Raw genomic sequence first — 19,212 nt, forward strand, 5'->3', positions numbered from 1 at the left:
GTACGGAGCGAGCGCAAGAGGCGCCGGGCATGCCGTCGCTCGGCGCCTCTTGAGTTGATCCGCCTTTTTAGCTATCTTCTTAGTCCATTCGGGCCCATCGAAGGAGGTTGGGTGGGCGGGTCCGCATTGGCCAACAGTTGCGTACCCCCGGACGCAGGAGTGAGCCACAAGACACAGGAGACGCTGGAAGAAAGACGAACCGTGCACGGGATGTAAAACACGGAGGGGCAAGGGTCCTGGTGGGCCTCGCAGTCTTCAAAACTGTATTCTCCGTGCGCCATCTTAAGACGAGAATCACCGCAAAGCATTGTCAGACTTGCCTCACAGATGGACGCCAGAAAGCGAGCCCGCCGGCCTGCACTTGATTTGCACTCATTTTGCACATGTTCCAGAACTTCGGAGCCATCAGATCTGAGCTTCCATGAGCGAGGCAGTCGCTAATAGAACGTGTCCTGCGTGCCTCCAGAGGCTCTTGAAAGAGCTCCAGGGGCAGGAGGGGAGGGAAGGTGGCTGCCCAAGTTCTTATAGCGACCCAGGCCCATTTTGGGCGCTGCCTCCGGACCAGACGTCGTCGAAGTTGCGGGTTCGATTTCCGCCGCCTCCAGCTTCCCCGCGGACACCTGCTTCTCCGAGGCCCGGACCACACTGGCTCACTCCTCCACCCCCAGCGCCGGAGAGGCTCACACCGAGGCGACCAGGTTCATCGCGCACCGTCCGGCGCTCAGGCCGGTCGTCGCACTGCCTTGTGGGCGACCGCCTCCGGGTGGGGCCATCTCTTTTGACACGCCGCCAGCGAATGGGTAAACTGGGATTGCAACCCCCCCTATGGGGGGAGGGAGGCGGGCATGCCGAGGACTGTCACAGGAATCGATCCCAAGAGCAAGGAGAAGATCCTGGGGCGGCTGCGCAGCATCGAAGGACACATGGGCGCGGTGATCCGGATGGTCGAAGCAGATCGGTATTGTATGGATGTGCTCAAACAGACCCGGGCGATCCAGAGCGCCATCAGCCGGGCCAACGCGCTCCTGCTCGAGCGCCACCTCAACCACTGCGTCAGCTCGGCCATCCGCTCAGACGATGCCGGGGAGCGCGAGCGTGTGATCTCCGAACTGCTCGAGATCTTCGAGAATGGCCGGCCGAGCTAGATAACATGGCACCTGTAACGCAACAGCTCGGCATCAAGGGTATGACCTGCGCGTCCTGCGTCCGGCGGGTCGAGAAGGCCTTGTCCAAGGTGGCGGGCGTGCGGGAGGCCAGCGTGAACCTGGCCACCGAGACCGCGACTGTTGCGTACGACCAGTCGGTGACCGCTCCCGAGCAACTGCAAAGGGCGGTTGAGCAGGCGGGCTACAAGGTCGACGCGCGGCCCGCGGCACCAGCCTCGACGCAGCCCGGGGCGGGGCAGGGGCCTCCCGGGGCTGCGTCGACGGCGCTGCCGGCAAGCGACCCGCGCGAACAAGATCGGCAGCGCGAGCTCGATGACCTCCGGCAGAAGTGGCTGGTGAGTCTCCTCTTGGGCCTCGGCATGATGGCCGTCATGTACCTCCCGTTCCACGTGGAGATGGAGCTCCTCGCCCCGGCCCTCCTCATCGCGGCCACGGTCGTCCAGTTCTGGGCCGGCGCCGTCTTCTACACAACCGCGTGGGCGGCCGCCAGGCACGGTAGCGCGGAGATGAACACGCTCGTTGCGATGGGCACGAGCGTCGCCTTCGGTTACAGCGCGTTCGTCACGCTGTGGCCGCGTCTGGCCGAGCGCTGGGGGTTCCCGCCCCATCTCTACTATGAGACGGCGGTAATTATCATCGCCCTGGTCCTCCTGGGCCGGTGGATGGAGGCGCGCGCCATGCGGCAGACGAGCGCCGCGATCAAGGCCCTCATGGGCCTCCAGGCCAGGACCGCGCGCGTCGTCCGGGACGAGATCGAGCAGGATATCCCGGTCGATGCCGTGCAGGTTGGCGATCTCGTCCGCGTCCGTCCGGGTGAGAAGGTGCCGGTGGACGGCGCCGTCGTCGAGGGTGGCTCGGCTGTGGACGAAAGCATGCTTACCGGCGAGAGCCTGCCCGTGGACAAAGGCCCGGGCGACACCGTCATCGGTGCAACCCTCAACACAACGGGCTCGTTTGTCTTCCTCGCCACGAAGGTCGGCAAGGATACCACGCTCGCGCAGATCGTCCGGTTGGTCGAGGAGGCCCAGGGCTCCAAGGCCCCGATCCAGCGGCTGGCCGACACCATCTCGGGCTACTTCGTCCCCGCGGTGCTCGCGATTGCGTCCTTGACGTTCGCTGGCTGGCTCGCCCTCGGGCCCGAGCCACGCCTCATGCTCGCCCTGCAGGCGGCGATCGCGGTCCTCATCATCGCGTGCCCGTGCGCCTTGGGTCTCGCCACGCCGACGGCGATCATGGTTGGCACCGGCAAGGCCGCCGAGCAGGGCATCCTGATCCGCGGCGGCAAGGCACTGGAGCAGGCGCGCCGGATCACGGCGATCATCCTGGACAAGACAGGCACGCTGACCCGCGGAAGACCACGGGTCACTCACATCGTCCCGCTCAACGGCCTCGGGGAGTCCGACTTGCTGCGGCTCGCCGCGAGCGTAGAGGTCGGTTCCGAGCACCCGCTCGGCGTGGCGGTCGTCGCCCGCGCGAAGGAGCTAGGGGTGCCGCTCCCCTCGCACGAGCGCTTCCAGTCGCTGACGGGCCAGGGCGTCCAGGCGGTGGTGGAGGGACGCGAGGTCGTGTTGGGCAACCGCGCGCTGATGCAGGAGCGCGGCATCGCCGAGGACGGGTTCGCCGCCGCGGTCGCGCGGTTGTCCGCCAACGGGGAGACGCCGCTCTATGTCGCTGTGGACGGGCAGGGGGCCGGCGTAATCGGAATGGCGGACACGCTCAAGCCTGAATCGCGCGAGGCGGTGGCGCAGCTCCGCGCGCTGGGGCTCGAGGTCTGGATGCTGACGGGCGACATCCGAGCTACTGCCGAGGCGATCGCCAAGCAGGCGGGCATCGACGCTGAGCAGGTGCTGGCTGAAGTGCGGCCGGACGAGAAGGCCGACGTCGTCCGCCGGCTCCAGGGAGGCGGCAAGGTCGTCGCGATGGTAGGCGACGGCATCAACGACGCTCCGGCGCTCGCGCAGGCCGACCTCGGCATCGCGGTCGGCACCGGGACGGACGTCGCGATGGCCGCATCGGACATCACACTCATCGGCGGAGACCTCCGCAGCATCGTGACCGCGATCGCCCTGTCCCGCAAGACCGTGGGCGTGATCAAGCAGGGGCTCGTCTGGGCGTTCGGCTACAACATTGTCCTCATACCGGTCGCGGTCGGCGCGCTCTACCCGTTCTTCCATGTCCTGCTGAGTCCGGTGCTCGCGGCGGCGGCGATGGCGATGAGTAGCGTGAGCGTCGTCACCAACGCGCTCCGGTTGCGCCGCTTCCGCCGGCCCGCGAGCGTGGACGAGATCCTGCACCCGCCTCTCCGCGCACGCGTTGCCGAGTATGCGTACCTCGCCGCGATCGCGGCGTTGGCCCTGGCCGTCGGAGCCGCGGCGCTCATGCTGACGGGGCGGGGGACCGCCGCTGGCACGGCGATGACCTCGGCCGGCGCGGGACCCGCCAAGCCATCGGACCGGACGATCGCCGTCAAGGCGACCGACGGGCTGCGGTTCGTCCCAGGGACCATCACGGTGCGGGCCGATGAGACCGTGGCCTTCGTCGTCACGAACACCGGCCGCCTTCCACATGAGTTCGTCATCGGTACGGCAGCGATCCAGGACACGCACGAGCGCGAGATGGCCAGCGGAATGCACATGACTATGGGCGATGAGGCCGCGTTCAGCCTCGACTTGCCCGTCGGGCAGACGCGCACGCTGGTCTACAGGTTTCGCACGCCCGGCGTGCTGCTGTACAGCTGCCACGTCCTCGGCCACTACGCCGGCGGCATGCGCGGCACCATCACCGTGAAGAACCGGTAGCCACTCGAGAGGCTGCGAGAACAGGAGGAGCGATCATGCGAAGGGTCGTCTTGAGCGTCCCGGGTATTTCCTGCGAGCACTGCGAACGCGTCGTCAGCGGCGCCCTCACCCCGTTGCAGGGTGTCCGGAGCGTCAAGGTCAACATCCCGGCAGCGCAGGTGGAGGTCGAGTACGACGAGGTGAAGGCCGACGTCGAGCGGATGAAACAGGTACTGGCGGACGAGGATTATCCGGTGCAGGCGGTGGTGGAACGGTAAGGGACTGTTGATGCCTGCACTGATGCGTCGAGAGGAGCGTGTCATGAGGAGGATGCTGGTCCTGCTCGTCGCGGTTCTGATGTTCATTACGTCTTGGGCATCGGCGGCCTCGCCGCCGCTCAAGCGGATCACGGTCGCCGAGTCGACCGAGGTCCGACCGTCCCACGCGTGGGCGCTGGAGACCGACGACGCGGAGCACCTTTCGCGGACGAGTGTGTGCGAAACGCTGGTGAAGATCGACGTCGACGGACGGCTTACCCCCGGCCTCGCCGAATCCTGGCAACGGACCGACCAGACGACCTGGCAATTCAAGCTGCGCTCAGGCGTGAAGTTTCAAAACGGGGAACCGTTCAATGCTCAGGCGGTCATCACCGCGCTGAATCATATCCGAAGCGTGCCGACCCTCCCCCGAGGCTTCACGGCCAATACCATCACGTCCGTCAATGCGGCAGGGGATATGGCGGTGGTCATTCGCACGGGCGCTCCGGATACGCTGCTGCCCAACCGGTTGTTCTCGTACAACACCTGCATCCTCGCGCCGTCGGCCTACAAAGCGGGGGCGCAGCCGAATCCGCTGGGCACCGGCACGGGTCCGTTTGTCCTCACGCAGGCGGCCCAAGACGTCTTGAAGCTCATGAAAAACAAGAACTATTGGGGTGGCCCCGTGACCATCGATGAGGCCACTTGGCTGTTCGTGCCCGACGGCGTCGTGCGGGCAGGGATGGTGCGAACCGGTGAGGCCGATATTGCGAACAACGTCCCAGTGTCTCAGGTCCCATTGCTCGAGAAGGACGCGAGAGTCACCGTGATGAGGTCACCGGATCCCCGCACGGTTACCTTTTACTTCAATGTCAGCCGGCGGCCCTTTACCGACGTGCGCGTCCGCCGCGCGATACAGTACGCGATCGACAAGAAGGCGATTGTGAACAGCATCCTCGAGGGCATCGGCCAGCCCGCTGTTGGGCCCTTTGCGCCCACCGAGAAAACGTGGTTGAATTCGCGGCTCAAGGGGTATCCGTACGACCCGCAGCGGGCGAAGACACTACTGGCCGAGGCGGGCTACAAGCCGGGCGACCTGAAGTTCGCCCTGTTGACCTACCCGAGCCGAGCGGAGCTACCGCCGACGGCGGAAGCGATCCAGAAGATGCTGAAAGACGTCGGGATTGTTGCCGATTTGCAGGTGAAGCCTCTCGTCGATGAAGATGCCGTCGCCGGAAAATTCGACACACTGTTGCTCTCGCGCGGTCATCTCGTCGACGTCTACGATCCGGAAGGGTTCCTGACCGCGGACTACTCCTGCAAGGGGACGTACAATATCAGTCAGTATTGCAACCCGAGGGTTGACGCCTTTCTCGCACAAGTCAGGGACGCGCGTGTCCCCGAGGCGCGGTACAATCTGTACCGGCAGATCCAATCCGTCCTCGTCGATGACGAGGCCGTCAGCGTGTTCGTGTACCATCCGATCACGATCGTCGCCCATGACAAAAAGGTGCTCAACTACAGGCAGTATCCGCTTACCCGGTACATCTTGACCCCAACGCTGGACATCGCCCGGTAGGCCGCGGGACGGAGTGTTCGCCTGATGTGCGGTCTGGTGGTCCGACGGCTGGCCGTCTTGCCGATACTGTTGATGTTCGTGTCGCTATTGGTCTTTTTCTTGCCGCGCCTGGCCGGCGTGGATCCGACGTTTGCTATTCTGCATGCTCGCGTACCGGATCGCAACCCGGACCCCGAGGTGCTCCAACGAATCCGCGTGGAGCTCGGCTTGGATCGCCCGATGCCGTTCAGGTTTCTCAACTGGCTCGAGCGTCTTGGGCGCGGTGATTTGGGCTACTCCTACGTGACTCGGCAGCCCGTGGCCGGGCTGCTCCGCGAAGGTCTGTCCGTCACCGCGACACTCGTGGGCCTGTGCCTCGCCCTGGCGGTTGCCGTGGCGATTCCGCTCGGCGTCGTCGCGGCGGTCCGGCCGGGTAAATGGCTGGACAACCTCATTGCGATCGCGTCTCAGGTCGGGGTCGCCGTGCCCGAATACTGGATCGCGCTACTGCTGATCCTCCTATTTGCGCAGAGGTTGGGCTGGCTGCCGTCGGCCGGCTGGCGCGGTCCGGCTTACATGATCATGCCGGTCCTGACACTGGCGTTCCGCCCCATCGCGTACTTCGCATGGGCCACGCGGGCTGCCGTCATCGAGGCGATGAAGATGGACTATATCCGGGCGGCCAGGGCGCGCGGCCTGACCCGGACGCAAACCATTTGGGTACACGCGTTGCGGAACGCCCTGATTCCCGTCGTCACGCTGGTGGCGCTATGGTTGGCCGGCATGTTGGGCGGATCCGTGATCGTGGAGGTCATCTTTGGGATTCCCGGGATCGGGTTGGTGCTCTACAGTGCCGTGCTGGCGACCGACCTGCCACTGATCCAAGCGGGTTTGGTGTTTCTGATCAGTCTGGCGGTGGTGATCAATACGCTGGCGGATCTCGCGTACGTCGCGCTCAACCCGGCGATCCGGCTGGCCCGGCCGCAACCCTAATATGATGGAGCGTGATCGGACGTGAGCGCGATGGCCGGCTACCCCGCCGCGGTGCGCCCGGATGCGGAGATGGGATTGCGCAACGTCCCGCGGCGGTCCTGGCACGCGGCGGCCGTCGCAGGCCTCGGGATCTTTTGTCTCGTCGTGGTCGTCACGGTGGGCGCCCCGCTGCTCGCGCGCTACGATCCTATCGACCAGGTTCTTCGCGATGCCTTCCAGCCGGCATCGGCGGCACATTGGCTCGGGACGGATCGGTTGGGACGGGACCTGTTTGCCCGGATCGCGTACGGTGGACGTTTCCCGTTGGCCATCACGCTTGTCGCCGTCTCGGTGTCTGCCGTTTTCGGCACGCTGATCGGCGCCATCGTCGGGCGGGTCGGCGGCGCGATCGAAGAAATCGCCATGCGGCTGATCGACGTGTTTATCTCGTTTCCGTCTATTCTCGTCGGCTTCGTGATCGCCGCGCTGCTGAAGCCGGGGTTCGCCACACTCGTGCTGGCGATTACCGTGACGGATTGGACGCCGTTCGCGCGCCTGGCGCGGGCCATTACGCTCGAGATCAATACCCGCGCCTATATTGAAGCGGCATCGGCGGTGGGAGCGACGGAGCCGCTCATACTGCGTAAGCACGTCCTTCATCATCTCGTGGGCCCCGTGCTCGCCATGGGCTTCCTTCGATTCGGACACGGCCTGCTGACCATCGCCGGGCTCTCGTACCTCGGCCTCGGTGCGCCGCCGCCGGCGCCGGACTGGGGCGCCATGCTGGCCGAGGCGCAGCCGTACATGGTGCGCTTCCCGATTCTGGTCCTCGCGCCGGGACTGATCATCTTCGTGACCGCGCTCAGCGTGGCGCTGGCCGGCCGCGGGTTGATGCTGATGTTCGATGCGCCGCACGGCGCTCCGCGCACGTGAACCTGCTCGAGGTGCGCGACCTCCGGACGCGCTTCTTCTGCGAGGAAGGGGTCGTCAAGGCCGTCGACGGTGTCGATCTCACGGTCCGGCGCGGCGAGATTCTCGGACTCGTCGGCGAAACCGGGTGCGGAAAGAGCGCGATCGCGTTGTCAATTATGAGCCTGCTCGATCCGCCCGGCCGAGTCGTCGGCGGCTCGATCCGGCTCGGCGGCATCAATCTGCTCGGTCTTCCCGAGGCCGAGATGGCAAAGATTCGCGGAAACCGCGTCGCCATGATATTTCAGCAGCCGCAGTCCTCGCTGGACCCGGTGTTCAAAGTGGGTCAGCACATTGTCGAGGCCATTCGGGTGCATCGTGCCGTCCCGAAATGCGAGGCGTGGCGGCAGGCCGTCGAGCTGCTGCGTGAGGCCGGCATCCCGGATCCTGAACGCCTGGCCCATGCCTATCCGCACGAACTGTCGGGGGGCATGGCACAGCGGGTCATGATCGCCATCGCCCTGGCATGCAGGCCGGATCTAGTGATCGCCGATGAACCCACGACGGCGCTCGATGTGACGATTCAGGCGCAGATCCTGGACTTGCTGCGGAGTCTCCGCTCAAGATTCGGCATGGCCGTGATTGTCATCACGCACGACCTTGGCGTGATTGCCGAGGTGGCCGACCGCGTCGCCGTGATGTACGCGGGGCGTATCGTGGAGCAGACGAACGTCCGCAGCCTTTTCTCCGAGCCACGCCACCCGTACACGCGGGGATTGATCGAGTGCATGCCGCGGCTCGATGAGGTGCGCGACCGACTTGTCGTTATACCGGGCGCCGTTCCCACCCTGACGGACACGGCGCCTGGCTGTCGGTTCGCGTCACGCTGTCAGGCCCGCGTGCTGCACAACATGAGCCGGTGCACGGAGCTCGAACCGCCGCTGGAAGCCGTCTCTCAGGGACATGAGGTACGATGCTGGCTGTACGACCGGGCGGCGGTAGTCAAGCCTGAACTTCCCGAAGCTCCGGGGTCAAGTGCTGATTGCCGCCCCGGCCTCGGCGCGCTTGCCAACGGTTCGTCTGCCGCGCGCGTGTCTGCCGACCGGGATTCCCTCGTGCATCCGCTCCTTTCCGTCACCGATCTCTTCAAGCGCTTTCCCACGAGCAACGGCGTCTTTCGCCGCGGGGGCGGCACGGTACGAGCCGTGGACGGCGTGTCGTTCGAGATCCGCGAGGGCGAGACGCTCGCTCTCGTCGGCGAGTCGGGTTGCGGCAAGACCACCGTGGGCCGCGCGATCTTGCGACTGATTCCCTCCACGTCGGGAACGGTGCTCTTCGACGGCCAGGACGTCTTGCGGGCCAATCGGACCCAGCTCAAGGCGCTGCGGCGGCAGATGCAGATCATCTTCCAAGATCCCTCTTCGTCGCTTGATCCTCGCATGCAGGTGGGTGACAGCATCGGCCTGGGACTGTTGGTCAACGGCGTCAGGGGCAAGGAGCGGGACGCCGCGGTGATCGCCACGCTGCGCAAGGTGGGCCTGGAACCGTATCACGCGCGGCGCTATCCCCGTGAATTATCGGGCGGTCAACGGCAGCGCATCGTCATCGCAAGGGCGCTGGCCTTGCGTCCGAAGTTCATCGTCTGCGACGAACCGGTGTCGGCCCTCGACGTGTCCGTGCAGTCGCAGATTTTGAATCTCTTGCGCGATCTGCAGGAAGAGCTCCGGCTCAGTTATCTGTTCATCGCCCACAACCTGAGCGTGGTGAACCACATTGCCAACCGGGTGGCGGTCATGTACCTCGGCAAGATCGTCGAGCTCGCGGACCGGGAGGAGCTGTTCCGCAACCCCCTGCACCCGTACACGCGCGCCCTCATGTCCGCCGTTCCGTCAACGCAGCCATCGGCCGGACGGACGAGGACCGTGCTGAACGGCGATCTGCCGAGTCAGCGCAACGTGCCGTCTGGATGCCGTTTTCATACCCGCTGTCCGCTCGCCCAGGCGCGGTGTGCGCGGGAAGAGCCAATGCTGAAGCAGGTGACGCCCGGACACACGGCCGCTTGCTGGCTGGTGTAACCCGGACCACGATGGGAGGAGCGATGAAACGGCCCAGGTTCGTGACGTTTGATTGCTACGGAACGCTCGTCAAGTTTGAGCTCCACGCGGCGACCCGGAAGGTGCTTGGACGTCAACTCGACGGCATCGACACCGAGGCGTTTTTCGACGAGTTCCACGATCTCCGGTTCAAAGAAATCGTCGGGAAATACCGGTCGTACGATCAAGTTCTGTGCCGGAGTCTCGAGAAGGCGATGCGGGAGTTCGGTCTCGAGTACCAACCGGAATACGGGGCGGCGATTGTCGAGGCGGTTCCGACCTTCGGCCCGTACCCCGAGGTGCCGCCGGCCCTCGAGCGGCTTCGCAAGCATTCCAAACTGGTGATCATATCGAACAGCGAGGATCGCCTGATCGCCGGCAACGTGCGGAACATCGGGGTGCCGTTTGACCACGTCATCACGTCGCAGCAGGCCGGGGCGTACAAGCCGTCGCTGGCGCCCTTACGCTACGCGCTACGCAAACTGGGCTGCGGGCCGGAGGAGATCCTTCACGTGGCGCGGGGATTCGAGTACGATATCCCGCCCGCGCACGCGCTGGGCTGGCCGCGGGTCTGGATCAACCGTGATGGTGAAACGGGCGACCCGGCATATGGGCCGTACGAGGTGCTGCCCGACCTGTCCCGGCTGCCCGATCTGATCGGCGCATGAGCGTCTTGGTCAAACCGCGGTCCGCACTCCGCGAGGTCTGTTTCTGGCGGGAGACCGCGCCGCCCATCCCTTCATACGACGCTCGACCGCTACCCGTGCAGGCCGATGTCGTCGTAATCGGCGGCGGGTACACCGGGCTCTCCACGGCGCTGCACCTGGCGAAGAAGGGCGCTCAGGTGACCCTCCTTGAGCGCGCCACGTTGGGATGGGAAGCTTCGTCGCGCAACGGCGGCTTTTCTACCTGCGGTCTCAGCATCAGTGTGCAGGCAGCGGTCCGTCGGTACGGCTTGGCGCAGGCGCGGCGATTATTTCGCGCGGCGGTCGAGGCCGTCGATTGCGTCGAAGAAATCGTTCGGGCCGAGGGCATCGAGTGCAATTTTGAGCGGTGCGGGGGATTGCGGGCGGCCTCCAAGCCGTCACACTTTGAGCATCTTGGCGACACCCAGGTCCTGCTGGCGCGGGATTTCGGCTACGCGACCGAGCTTATTTCGCGCGACGAGCAACGCCGGGAGGTCGGCTCGGGCTCGTACCACGGCCTGTTGCTCGATCGAAAAGGGGCCGCGCTCCATCCGGGGAAATATGTCGCCGGGCTGGCACACGCGGCCGCCCGAGCGGGCGTGGATCTGCACGAGCGTGCGGACGCCACTGGGATCCGTCGCGTTCGAGGCACGCCTGGCGCCGGCTTCGACGTCACAATGTCGCGGGGTGTCGTTCGTGCCAAACAGGTGATGCTGGCGACCAATGCCCTTGGAGGACCGGTCCATCCCGGCGTTCGGCGGCGCATTCTCCCGGTCGGCAGTTACATCATCGCGACGGCACCGCTCGGCGACGCGCTGGCACGTGATGTCATCCCGCACGGCCGTGTCATCTCTGATACCAAGAACTTTTCGAGTTACTACCGGCTGACGCCGGACGGGCGTATGGCGTACGGCGGGCGGGCCCGCTTCGGGCAGTCCACGGCGGAGACGAATCGGATATCCGGCCGCATTTTGTACGAGACAATGGCCCGCGTGTTTCCTCAACTCGCCGGCGTGGGGGTGGAATACGTTTGGGGCGGAACGGTCGATTTTTCCTTCGACCGCATGATCCATGCCGGACAAATGGATGGCGTGTTCTACGCCGTGGGATACTGCGGCCACGGGGTGCAGATGGCCACGTACATGGGGCGGTGCATGGCCGAGGTGATGGACGGCCATCCCGAAGCCAACCTCTTCGATTCGCCGTTTCCAGTGATCCCCTTGTACAACGGCCGGCCGTGGTTCATGCCCATGATCGGCGCCTATTACAGAGTGCTGGACTGGTTGACGTGACGATGGCAACGGCGATCGATCCGGTCTGCGAAATGGACGTCGACATCGCGACGGCTGCATGGACGAGCGACTACCGCGGCACGACATACTATTTTTGCGCGCGGGCGTGCAAGGGGGCGTTTGACAGCGACCCCGAGCGATATCTGGAGCGAGATCGAAAAACCGCAGTCGCCGCCGTGCTCGATGGGCCTACTATCACCATGCCGGTCGACGTGGCCATCAAAACCCGGCGAAGCATCTCCCGCTTCAAAGACGAGCCGGTTCCACGCGAACTCGTGGAGCGCATGCTGGAAAGCGCCGTCTGGGCGCCCAATCACCATCTCACCGAGCCGTGGGAGTTTCACGTCCTCGGCGGCGAGGCCAAACGCGCCTTTGCCAAACATCGGATCGACTTCCGGCAGACGCTCTTCAAGAACCCGGACGCACCGGAGATTGAGAAGGCGCTTCAAAAGCTGTACGCCGATACCGTCGCCGTCCCCATGATCATCGCCGTCACAACGACGTCTCCCGACGATCCCGATCTCCGGGACGACGACTATGCCGCGACCATGTGCGCCATTCAAAACATGCTGCTCACCGCGGTGGGTCTTGGATTGGGCGCCTACCTCCGGACTGGAGGATTCATCCACCACCGCGGGCTCCGTGACCTTCTCGCCGTTCCGGATGGCCGGCGCGTCGCGGGAATCCTGTACGCCGGTTATCCGGAACGCACGCCCGAGCGCCGGCGCACGCCATACGCGCAGAAGACGCGTTGGCTCGAATAACGCGTCCCGCCCGCGCGGTCGACGCCGCGAGCCACACCGACAGGGAGGGTCCGGATGTGTGCCGTTACGGTCTGCCGATGTGAACTGGTGACGGACGAAGACGTCACGCGGGCGATCGATGACTGGGACGCCCGTACGTTGAATGAGGTGAAGCTTATTACGCGCGCCGGCAAGGGGGCATGCCAGGGTCGCTGTTGTTTCTCCTTGCTGAGAGCGTTTGTGGCCCGACGTCTTGGCATAGAGCCGGCCATGCTCCAGGCTCCTCGTCCACGGCTGCCGGTGCGCCTGGTGCCGATGGTGCGTCTAGCCGGGCCGGCGGAGCGCTGCGAGCATGAGTAGCGTGCGCAACCACGACGTTGTGGTCATCGGCGGCGGCATCATGGGCTGCTCGGCCGCGTATTTTCTGGCCCGAGAGGGCCTGGACGTCGCGCTCGTCGAGCGAGCGGTGCAGGTCGGCACCGAGGCCTCCGGACGGAACGCCGGGGGAATTCGCCAGAATGCCCGGCATCCTGCCGAGGTGCCGTTGGCCATGGCGAGCGTGAAGTGGTGGGAGTTTTTTCGCGACGAGCTTCGCGGCGCGTTTCATTACGAGCAGCACGGCAACCTTTCACTAGCTTGCACGGAAGAGGAGGTTCGCGGCCTTCAACAAGCGGCCGTGCGCCTGCGGAGCATCGGACTCGATGTTCGCCACATCCAGGGCGCGGACTTGAAGGAACTGTGCCCCAATCTTTCAGAGATGGTCCTAGCCGCGAATTATTGTCCGACCGACGGACAGTCGAACCCCATTCTTGCGACGCGATTCATCGCCCGCTGCGCGCGCGATCTCGGCGCAACTATATACCTTGACACGCCGGTCGTCGGGCTCGCCGTGCGCGGCGGGCAGGTCACCGCGGTGCAGACCACTCACGGAACGATCGGCACGGACGCAGTGGTCAACACGGCCGGGCCGTGGGCGAACGAGATTGCCGCGATGATCGGAAGCCGGTTGCCCATCCTGGCTCGCCCGACGCAGGTCGCGGTCACCCTCCCCATGCCCCCGGTGCTCCGCCAGTTCATCAGCGGGAACACGGTTTACATCAGGCCGACGCGGACAGGAAACCTGTTGGTCGGGGGTGGGGGGGCGTGGGACGTACTTGGGTTTACGCGGGAAAACACGTACTCGTCTATCCGCCGCTTCGCCGTGCGGGGCATGCAAGTCTTGCCGGCCTTGAAGCACACGAGCATGCTTCGAGCCTGGGCCGGCATTCTCGCCGTCTCGCCGGACCGCGTCACCATCGTAGACCGCATGCCCGGTGTCGAGAACATGGTCGTCGCGACCGGCTGCACCGGCCACGGCTTTTGTCTGGGTCCCGGCGCGGGGCAGACGCTCGCCGAGATGGTCCAGGGCCGCGCCCCGAGCATCGATATCGAAGGCCTGCGCCTGAGCCGGTTCCCGCCCGGCCTGGACATCAACTCCGTGTATAAGACCGAACCGGAACCGATGTAGCGCGGGAGGGTGAGATCGTGGCGAATGGACGAGTGCTGGACCACCCTCTCCTGGGTCCGTTGCCGGACGTTCCGGCCGTGACATTTTGTTTCAACGGACAGCCTGTCCAGGCACGAGAGGGCGAAACGATCGCAGCCGCCCTCTGGGCGGCCGGCATCAAGACGCTTCGGTACACGGGCTCCGGGAGGGAGCCACGCGGCGTCTATTGCGGCATCGGACACTGCTATGACTGCCGTGTCACCGTGGACGGCGTTCCCGACGTGCGCGCCTGCCTCGAACCCGTGCGCGCGGGGTTGCAGGTCGAAGGCCTATGGGAGCGGCAAGGCCCGTCGGCCGACAAAGTGAGCGACTGATGCAAGTCGACGTAGCGATCATCGGCGCCGGACCGGCGGGGCTCGCAGCGGCCGCCGCGGCAGCCGAGCACGGCCTCAACACGATTATCCTCGATGAAGGCCTCGAGCCCGGCGGACGCCTCTTGAGTCAGGTTCACGAGATCTCGGAAGCGGGCCGTGCAGGCCATGTGTGGAACGGACCTCGGGTGGCCGCGGATCTCGCCGCCGCCGCGAAGAACGCCGGCGCTCAGTTCTGTCTGCGATCGACGGTATGGGGACTGTTCCCGGGATGGCGGATCATGCTCCACGGGCCCGGCCCGGCAGAAATCGAGGCTGCTCGTCTCATCGTGGCGACCGGAGCCATGCAACTGCCCGTCGCGCTTCCGGGATGGACCCTGCCGGGAGTCATGACCGTTGGCGCGGCCCAATCGATGATTAATCACCACCGGGTGCTGCCCGGCAGGCGAGCGGTACTGATCGGCATCGACCTGCTCGCGTTGACCGTTGCCCAGCAACTGACCTCCGTGGGTGTTGAGGTCGCAGGCGTCGTGATGCCGGCTCCTGGGCCGCTTACCGGGCCGCCGGCCGATCTCGGTCGGGTTGTGGACGAGTTGTTGCGATTGGGGGCCTGGGCGCCGGCCGCCGGACTGCGGCTGGCGGGGTGTGTGCTGCAGGGTTTCGCGGCGTCGCATCTTGTCGCCCGTCTCTTTCCTCCTGACGGCGTTAGAGTTTGGGATATTGCCGTCATGCCCCGTCGGGCCGCACTGGAGATCCGCGGTAATGGATCGGTGAAGTCAGTCATTCTCGCCGACCTGACGCCGGCAGGTGAACCCGACCTGGAGACCGCCCGCGAGGTTGAGGTCGACCTCGTCTGTACCTCAGGAGGTCTCGCCCCGTTGACCGAGCTGCCGGAGATCGCCGGCTGTCGGATCTCCTACGTGGCTGAGTGGGACGCATCTGTGCCCCTGCACGGTCCCGCGCTTGAGACGACCGCCGAGGGCGTCTTCGTTGCTGGGAGCGTCACGGGGGTCGAGGGTGCGCCGATTGCAGCGCTTCAGGGCCGTCTTGCCGGCTATGCGGTCGCTAGTGCCGCGGGACGGATGCCGCGCGGCGAGTACGATGCGGAACTCCAGCGGGTACAAAAGGAGCTCAACGATATTCGCCGCCACGCGATCCCCTTGTGGCGCAACATTGCCGCCGGCCGCGCCGCGATCGCCGGCTCGTGGCAAGAGGCGCGCCGCGGCGCGCAGGCGTGAGGAAGACCGTGAAGTCGCTCGTGACCGAACGATTTACCGAGGCCGTGGCTCAGGAAGTCTTGGAGCACGTTTACCGGCCCAGGCTTCAGACGGAATTCAGCAGCACCCTCGGCTACATGTCGGTCGCCAACAAGGCGCACGTGATCATGCTGGCCGTGTCGCAGGCACGTCGAACATCATGCCGCAGAAGAAACACCCGGTGGTGCTGGAGCATCTCAGGGGCAAGCCGCCGCATCTCATCGCCGGGTTCGTTTCGGCCGGGTCGGCCGTCAAGAACACCAACTTCACCAACACGATTGATGGGAACCGCGAAGCGGTCGGCGCCCTGTACCCATTCTTCCATGTGCGGCTGAGCGAAGCGGGATGACACAATACCTCGTCCAGTTGGGGCGCTGATCCCTTGCTCTTGCCATGGGCAGCGCCTGCGTCCCTTCGATTTCCAGGTCCCTGGTGCGCCCTTAGCTCCACCTCCCTTCTTGGGTGCCTCGTTATCTGGGCACGCCGCAACCGGGGCAACTTCACTGTGGAGTTTTTGGATCAGCCGCCAATCCGCAGAAAAGTCGCGTATAGACTTGGCCGACCGCCGTCATCGAGAAGCCAGAGCATATAATTGCCTGGAGCAGCAATGTTCCCATTTGGCGGGGATTGCACCCGAAGATAGCCAACGGGTGAGCCAAGTGTAGCAGCCGTCGTAGTCTCGAATGCCAGCGCGACATAGCGCTGATCATAGTTAAACCCGTGAGTTACTGATCCGACTCTGATGACAGCCACTCTAGAAATGGAATGAAACCTCGACTCCACTTGACCTGCTGACCCTAACGACAATTGGAATGAAACGGTGAAAGTTTCACCATAGCCGATTTTGGACGGAGCTAAGCTAATCACAAGCCGGTCGCATTCGGCAATATAGTCCGGATTGAACACTTCAATCCTGAACTCGGAAGAAGGTGCGCCGAAGGTATTGTTTACCTCTGACCCAGCCGTCCAAACACGCCCGTCAGCCATAAGAAGCGCAACGGAATGGTAACCGCGTGGGACTCTGGCTGGCGCGTCATTAAGCGCCCGCCAAGTAGTAGTGCTCGGATCGAAGATTTCCGGAACCTGCTGGCCATTTGTTGCATCGGTGCCTGGACCGCTCAGGGCCGGATCCTTCATCCCCCCGTTGACAAACACTTCACCGGTTGGAAGCAATGTTGCGTTGCAATGGTTTCTTTTCCCCTTCACCTGACGCGGATTCGTCACTTGCCAGGATGCAGAGGACTCGGCACCCGCCTGCAACGTGGTAATCAGCGCCTGCTCCCCGCCACATAGCAGGATCCTAACACGATATTTGTCATCGGGAAGCAACGGTAGCAGGACGGAACTCGTATATTGAGCCAGTGTATTGCTATTGAGGTAGTCCTCTTCGCTATTCTGGGGCCCCGGGAAGCTGGCGGTAACGGCTTGCGACGACGCATCATAAATCAAGCTCCGCATCGCAAAGGCAAGCGTGTTTTCCTGTGACGCAACGTCCGAATAGAGAGGTTGAACAATGAGAATTTTCCCAGACGGCAAGACGTGCAGCCTTGGATAGAATACAGCCATGTTTGGATTAAGACCCTCGCCTAGCGCGTCCAACAACGTCCAGGCTCCGGTCACGAGAGAGAACACCTCGGGGGTATTGTTGTTGTGCCGCTCATCATCCCAAGGAAGGACCGAGAATGGTGGAGGAAAGGAAGACCCGGGCGGGGCACTGTATTGATCAATTGGAACGCCTTTGAATTTTGCGGTTGCCGAGTAGATTCTCGGATGTCCGCACATCGCGATTACGGAGCCATCACCGAGCGTCAGGAGGCTCGGATACCATCGTCCACCACCCTGTTTGGTTTTGCCGGGAGTGTAGGATTGTGGAGCGTAATTCATCGGCGCGATGGAGACCCAACTCGGCGTAGCGGCCGGGTCAAAGATCCAGGCTTCCCGCAACCCGCCCCAATGCCCCGCATGTGGATTGCTGGACGTTGGAATGGACATCATACTCGTGCCGCCAGCTACCAAAAGGCGACCATCCGCGAGCAGAGAATGACCGCTGCAAAAGAGGTCAAAGAATTCATTCTGAGCCAAACCTCCTGGGCCTCTTGGCGTGCCAGGCCTGGTTACTGCTTGTGACTGATAATTAACTAACACGGTGTGATTGACCATGCCCGCATCGTGGTTATTGGCGTCCCATCGGTTGCCCGAGAAATATAGTATCGAGCCCAGTATTCCTTCTCCGACGGGTAGCAGAGCAGCGTGAACTGCAAGGGTCCACTTGCTTTTATCCGGTTCGCCGAAACTGGCTTCGGGCTCGAAAGGTGAGGACCAATAAGCCATTCTTGCCGGGTCAATCGTGATGCTCGGCTCGTTCTCGATCGGGTTGTTTTGCAGCGAGCCGCCGAACGCGGTTCGCATGATCCACAACGTCTGGTTGCTGACCACTGGAGCGTTGGCCGTGACGGTGAAGTGCAGGCTTGCATTGACGCTGGCTCCGCGTGGAACGTGAACGGTCGTCGGCTGCAGCGACACCCCTTGCGGGCCGGGCCCGGTGTCCAGGGTGTAGGTGACGTCGGTGTCTGGTCCGGCCAGCGACTGCACGACGATCGGTAGATCGCCCGAGCCGCCTTGCGGGATCGTCAACAAAGTCGCTCCCAGATGTGTCGCGATCTCACCGAGCGAGAGGGAGAGCGGAATCTGCACTGGGTTCGGAGACCAGGCATCGCCTGCAATCAAGAGCGTTGCGCCGAAGGCGTCGCCCTTTTTAGGAGCCGTGTACCGAATGCTGACGAGCACGAACTGGCCTTGCCTGACGGGGAGCGAACTCGTGCCATCCGACTGCGCGACCAGCTCGAGGACGCGCTCTCCCCGTACTGGAAAACGGGGAGAGATTGGCGCCTGAGGTGGGCCGGGAGGGAGTGGTATCACGACCCAATGATATACGGCGACGCTCGCGATCTTGAAAACTCCGGCAGTGTTGTCGGAGAGCTTGGCCGTCACGTTCGCGGGGGGCGCATTATCAAGAAACACGCCACCTGACAAGTCGACATTCTCGCCGGGCGGCCCGGGCGGCGGGCCCGTCGACCCCGGCGAGACCGACCCAAAGTTCACCGCTTGCGGAGTGAACTTGACGGGAGCGCCCACGCGTCCTCCTTTGTAGCGACTGCTAGCATAGCGCCTGAGTTGCGACTCTCCACGTAAAGCTTCGCTATGACAGTGAGGCTTCGCTAACGCATCAGGATGCGCTCCATATGGGAGCGCACGTCGGCTGGAAGCTCCTCCAGCCTGATGCCAGACAGCCGTCCGATCTCGATCGCCTTGACCCCAGCCTGCGTATGAAGGGGCTCCGGCGTCAGGGGTCGGTCCGGGGCTTCTCCCACTTGATGGAGCACGATCGTCAGACGCGGGAGCGTGGCCGCCTGCAGTTCCCGCTTAGGAACGCGAACGAAGAAGTCGAAGCTGGGCTCGGCGATGAACCGATGTTTGCCCTCGGGGCCCGGCACGTCGCGATTGGCGAAGGCGCGACGCACGCCGAGATCCGGAATAGAGCCGAGGCCGATTCGTCGAGTGTCGATGGAGGCTTCATACACGTAGCCGCGGGCTACGGCGCTTGGGAGGTCGATGGGCCCTGCCACTTCGTGCACGCCAACCACGG

15 protein-coding genes and 1 pseudogene are annotated in these 19,212 nt (G+C 64.2%); 14 read left to right on the forward strand and 2 right to left on the reverse strand.

Translation table 11 applies throughout. The features are described 5' to 3' along the window. Positions 1–845 precede the first annotated feature (845 nt). From VFP86_04105 to VFP86_04170, 14 genes and pseudogenes are all read left to right on the forward strand, one after another. The gene (locus VFP86_04105; GenBank protein HET8998808.1) at positions 846–1,145 is read left to right on the forward strand and encodes a metal-sensitive transcriptional regulator; all 300 of its coding nucleotides are present in this window, start codon (positions 846–848) and stop codon (positions 1,143–1,145) included. 5 nt (positions 1,146–1,150) lie between these two features. Continuing rightward, positions 1,151–3,964 carry a heavy metal translocating P-type ATPase gene (locus tag VFP86_04110; GenBank protein HET8998809.1) on the forward strand — a complete coding sequence of 938 codons (2,814 nt, stop codon included), beginning with the start codon at positions 1,151–1,153 and terminating at the stop codon, positions 3,962–3,964. 35 nt (positions 3,965–3,999) lie between these two features. Further along, positions 4,000–4,221: a heavy-metal-associated domain-containing protein gene (locus VFP86_04115; protein ID HET8998810.1), complete on the forward strand. Its 222-nt coding sequence runs from the start codon at positions 4,000–4,002 to the stop codon at positions 4,219–4,221. Positions 4,222–4,264: 43 nt separating this feature from the next. Further along, positions 4,265–5,779 (forward strand): ABC transporter substrate-binding protein, encoded by a 1,515-nt coding sequence (locus VFP86_04120; GenBank protein ID HET8998811.1) that lies wholly within the window; start codon positions 4,265–4,267, stop codon positions 5,777–5,779. A 24-nt stretch (positions 5,780–5,803) separates the two neighbouring features. Next, positions 5,804–6,751, forward strand: coding sequence for an ABC transporter permease (locus tag VFP86_04125; GenBank protein ID HET8998812.1), 948 nt, complete (start codon positions 5,804–5,806; stop codon positions 6,749–6,751). Between the two features lie 30 nt (positions 6,752–6,781). Further along, positions 6,782–7,663, forward strand: a complete 882-nt coding sequence (locus VFP86_04130; protein ID HET8998813.1) for an ABC transporter permease — start codon at positions 6,782–6,784, stop codon at positions 7,661–7,663. Then, the gene (locus VFP86_04135; GenBank protein ID HET8998814.1) at positions 7,660–9,714 is read left to right on the forward strand and encodes an ABC transporter ATP-binding protein; all 2,055 of its coding nucleotides are present in this window, start codon (positions 7,660–7,662) and stop codon (positions 9,712–9,714) included. Before VFP86_04130 ends, VFP86_04135 begins: the two co-directional genes overlap by 4 nt. A gap of 23 nt (positions 9,715–9,737) precedes the next feature. After that, entirely contained in the window at positions 9,738–10,400 is a 663-nt protein-coding gene (locus tag VFP86_04140) for a haloacid dehalogenase type II (protein HET8998815.1), read from the forward strand. Then, complete coding sequence (locus VFP86_04145; GenBank protein HET8998816.1) at positions 10,397–11,710, forward strand: FAD-binding oxidoreductase; 1,314 nt, start codon at positions 10,397–10,399, stop codon at positions 11,708–11,710. Before VFP86_04140 ends, VFP86_04145 begins: the two co-directional genes overlap by 4 nt. Before the next feature lie 2 nt (positions 11,711–11,712). Beyond that, complete coding sequence (locus tag VFP86_04150; GenBank protein ID HET8998817.1) at positions 11,713–12,474, forward strand: nitroreductase family protein; 762 nt, start codon at positions 11,713–11,715, stop codon at positions 12,472–12,474. Positions 12,475–12,802: 328 nt separating this feature from the next. Further along, a pseudogene (locus VFP86_04155) lies at positions 12,803–13,960 on the forward strand (FAD-binding oxidoreductase). A gap of 17 nt (positions 13,961–13,977) precedes the next feature. Continuing rightward, positions 13,978–14,313, forward strand: a complete 336-nt coding sequence (locus VFP86_04160) for a (2Fe-2S)-binding protein (GenBank protein HET8998818.1) — start codon at positions 13,978–13,980, stop codon at positions 14,311–14,313. After that, entirely contained in the window at positions 14,313–15,548 is a 1,236-nt protein-coding gene (locus tag VFP86_04165; protein ID HET8998819.1) for an FAD-dependent oxidoreductase, read from the forward strand. The genes VFP86_04160 and VFP86_04165 overlap by 1 nt, the downstream gene beginning before the upstream one ends. A gap of 178 nt (positions 15,549–15,726) precedes the next feature. Beyond that, entirely contained in the window at positions 15,727–15,915 is a 189-nt protein-coding gene (locus VFP86_04170; GenBank protein HET8998820.1) for a hypothetical protein, read from the forward strand. A 170-nt stretch (positions 15,916–16,085) separates the two neighbouring features. Here VFP86_04170 and VFP86_04175 read toward each other — a convergent pair whose 3' ends face one another. Next, on the reverse strand, positions 16,086–18,701 hold the full coding sequence (locus VFP86_04175; protein HET8998821.1) for a galactose oxidase-like domain-containing protein: 2,616 nt from the start codon (positions 18,699–18,701) through the stop codon (positions 16,086–16,088). Positions 18,702–18,784: 83 nt separating this feature from the next. Then, positions 18,785–19,210, reverse strand: coding sequence for a hypothetical protein (locus tag VFP86_04180; GenBank protein ID HET8998822.1), 426 nt, complete (start codon positions 19,208–19,210; stop codon positions 18,785–18,787). Positions 19,211–19,212 lie beyond the last annotated feature (2 nt).

This window comes from bacterium, from assembly GCA_035703895.1.
In the GTDB taxonomy this organism is placed as follows: domain Bacteria; phylum Sysuimicrobiota; class Sysuimicrobiia; order Sysuimicrobiales; family Segetimicrobiaceae; genus Segetimicrobium.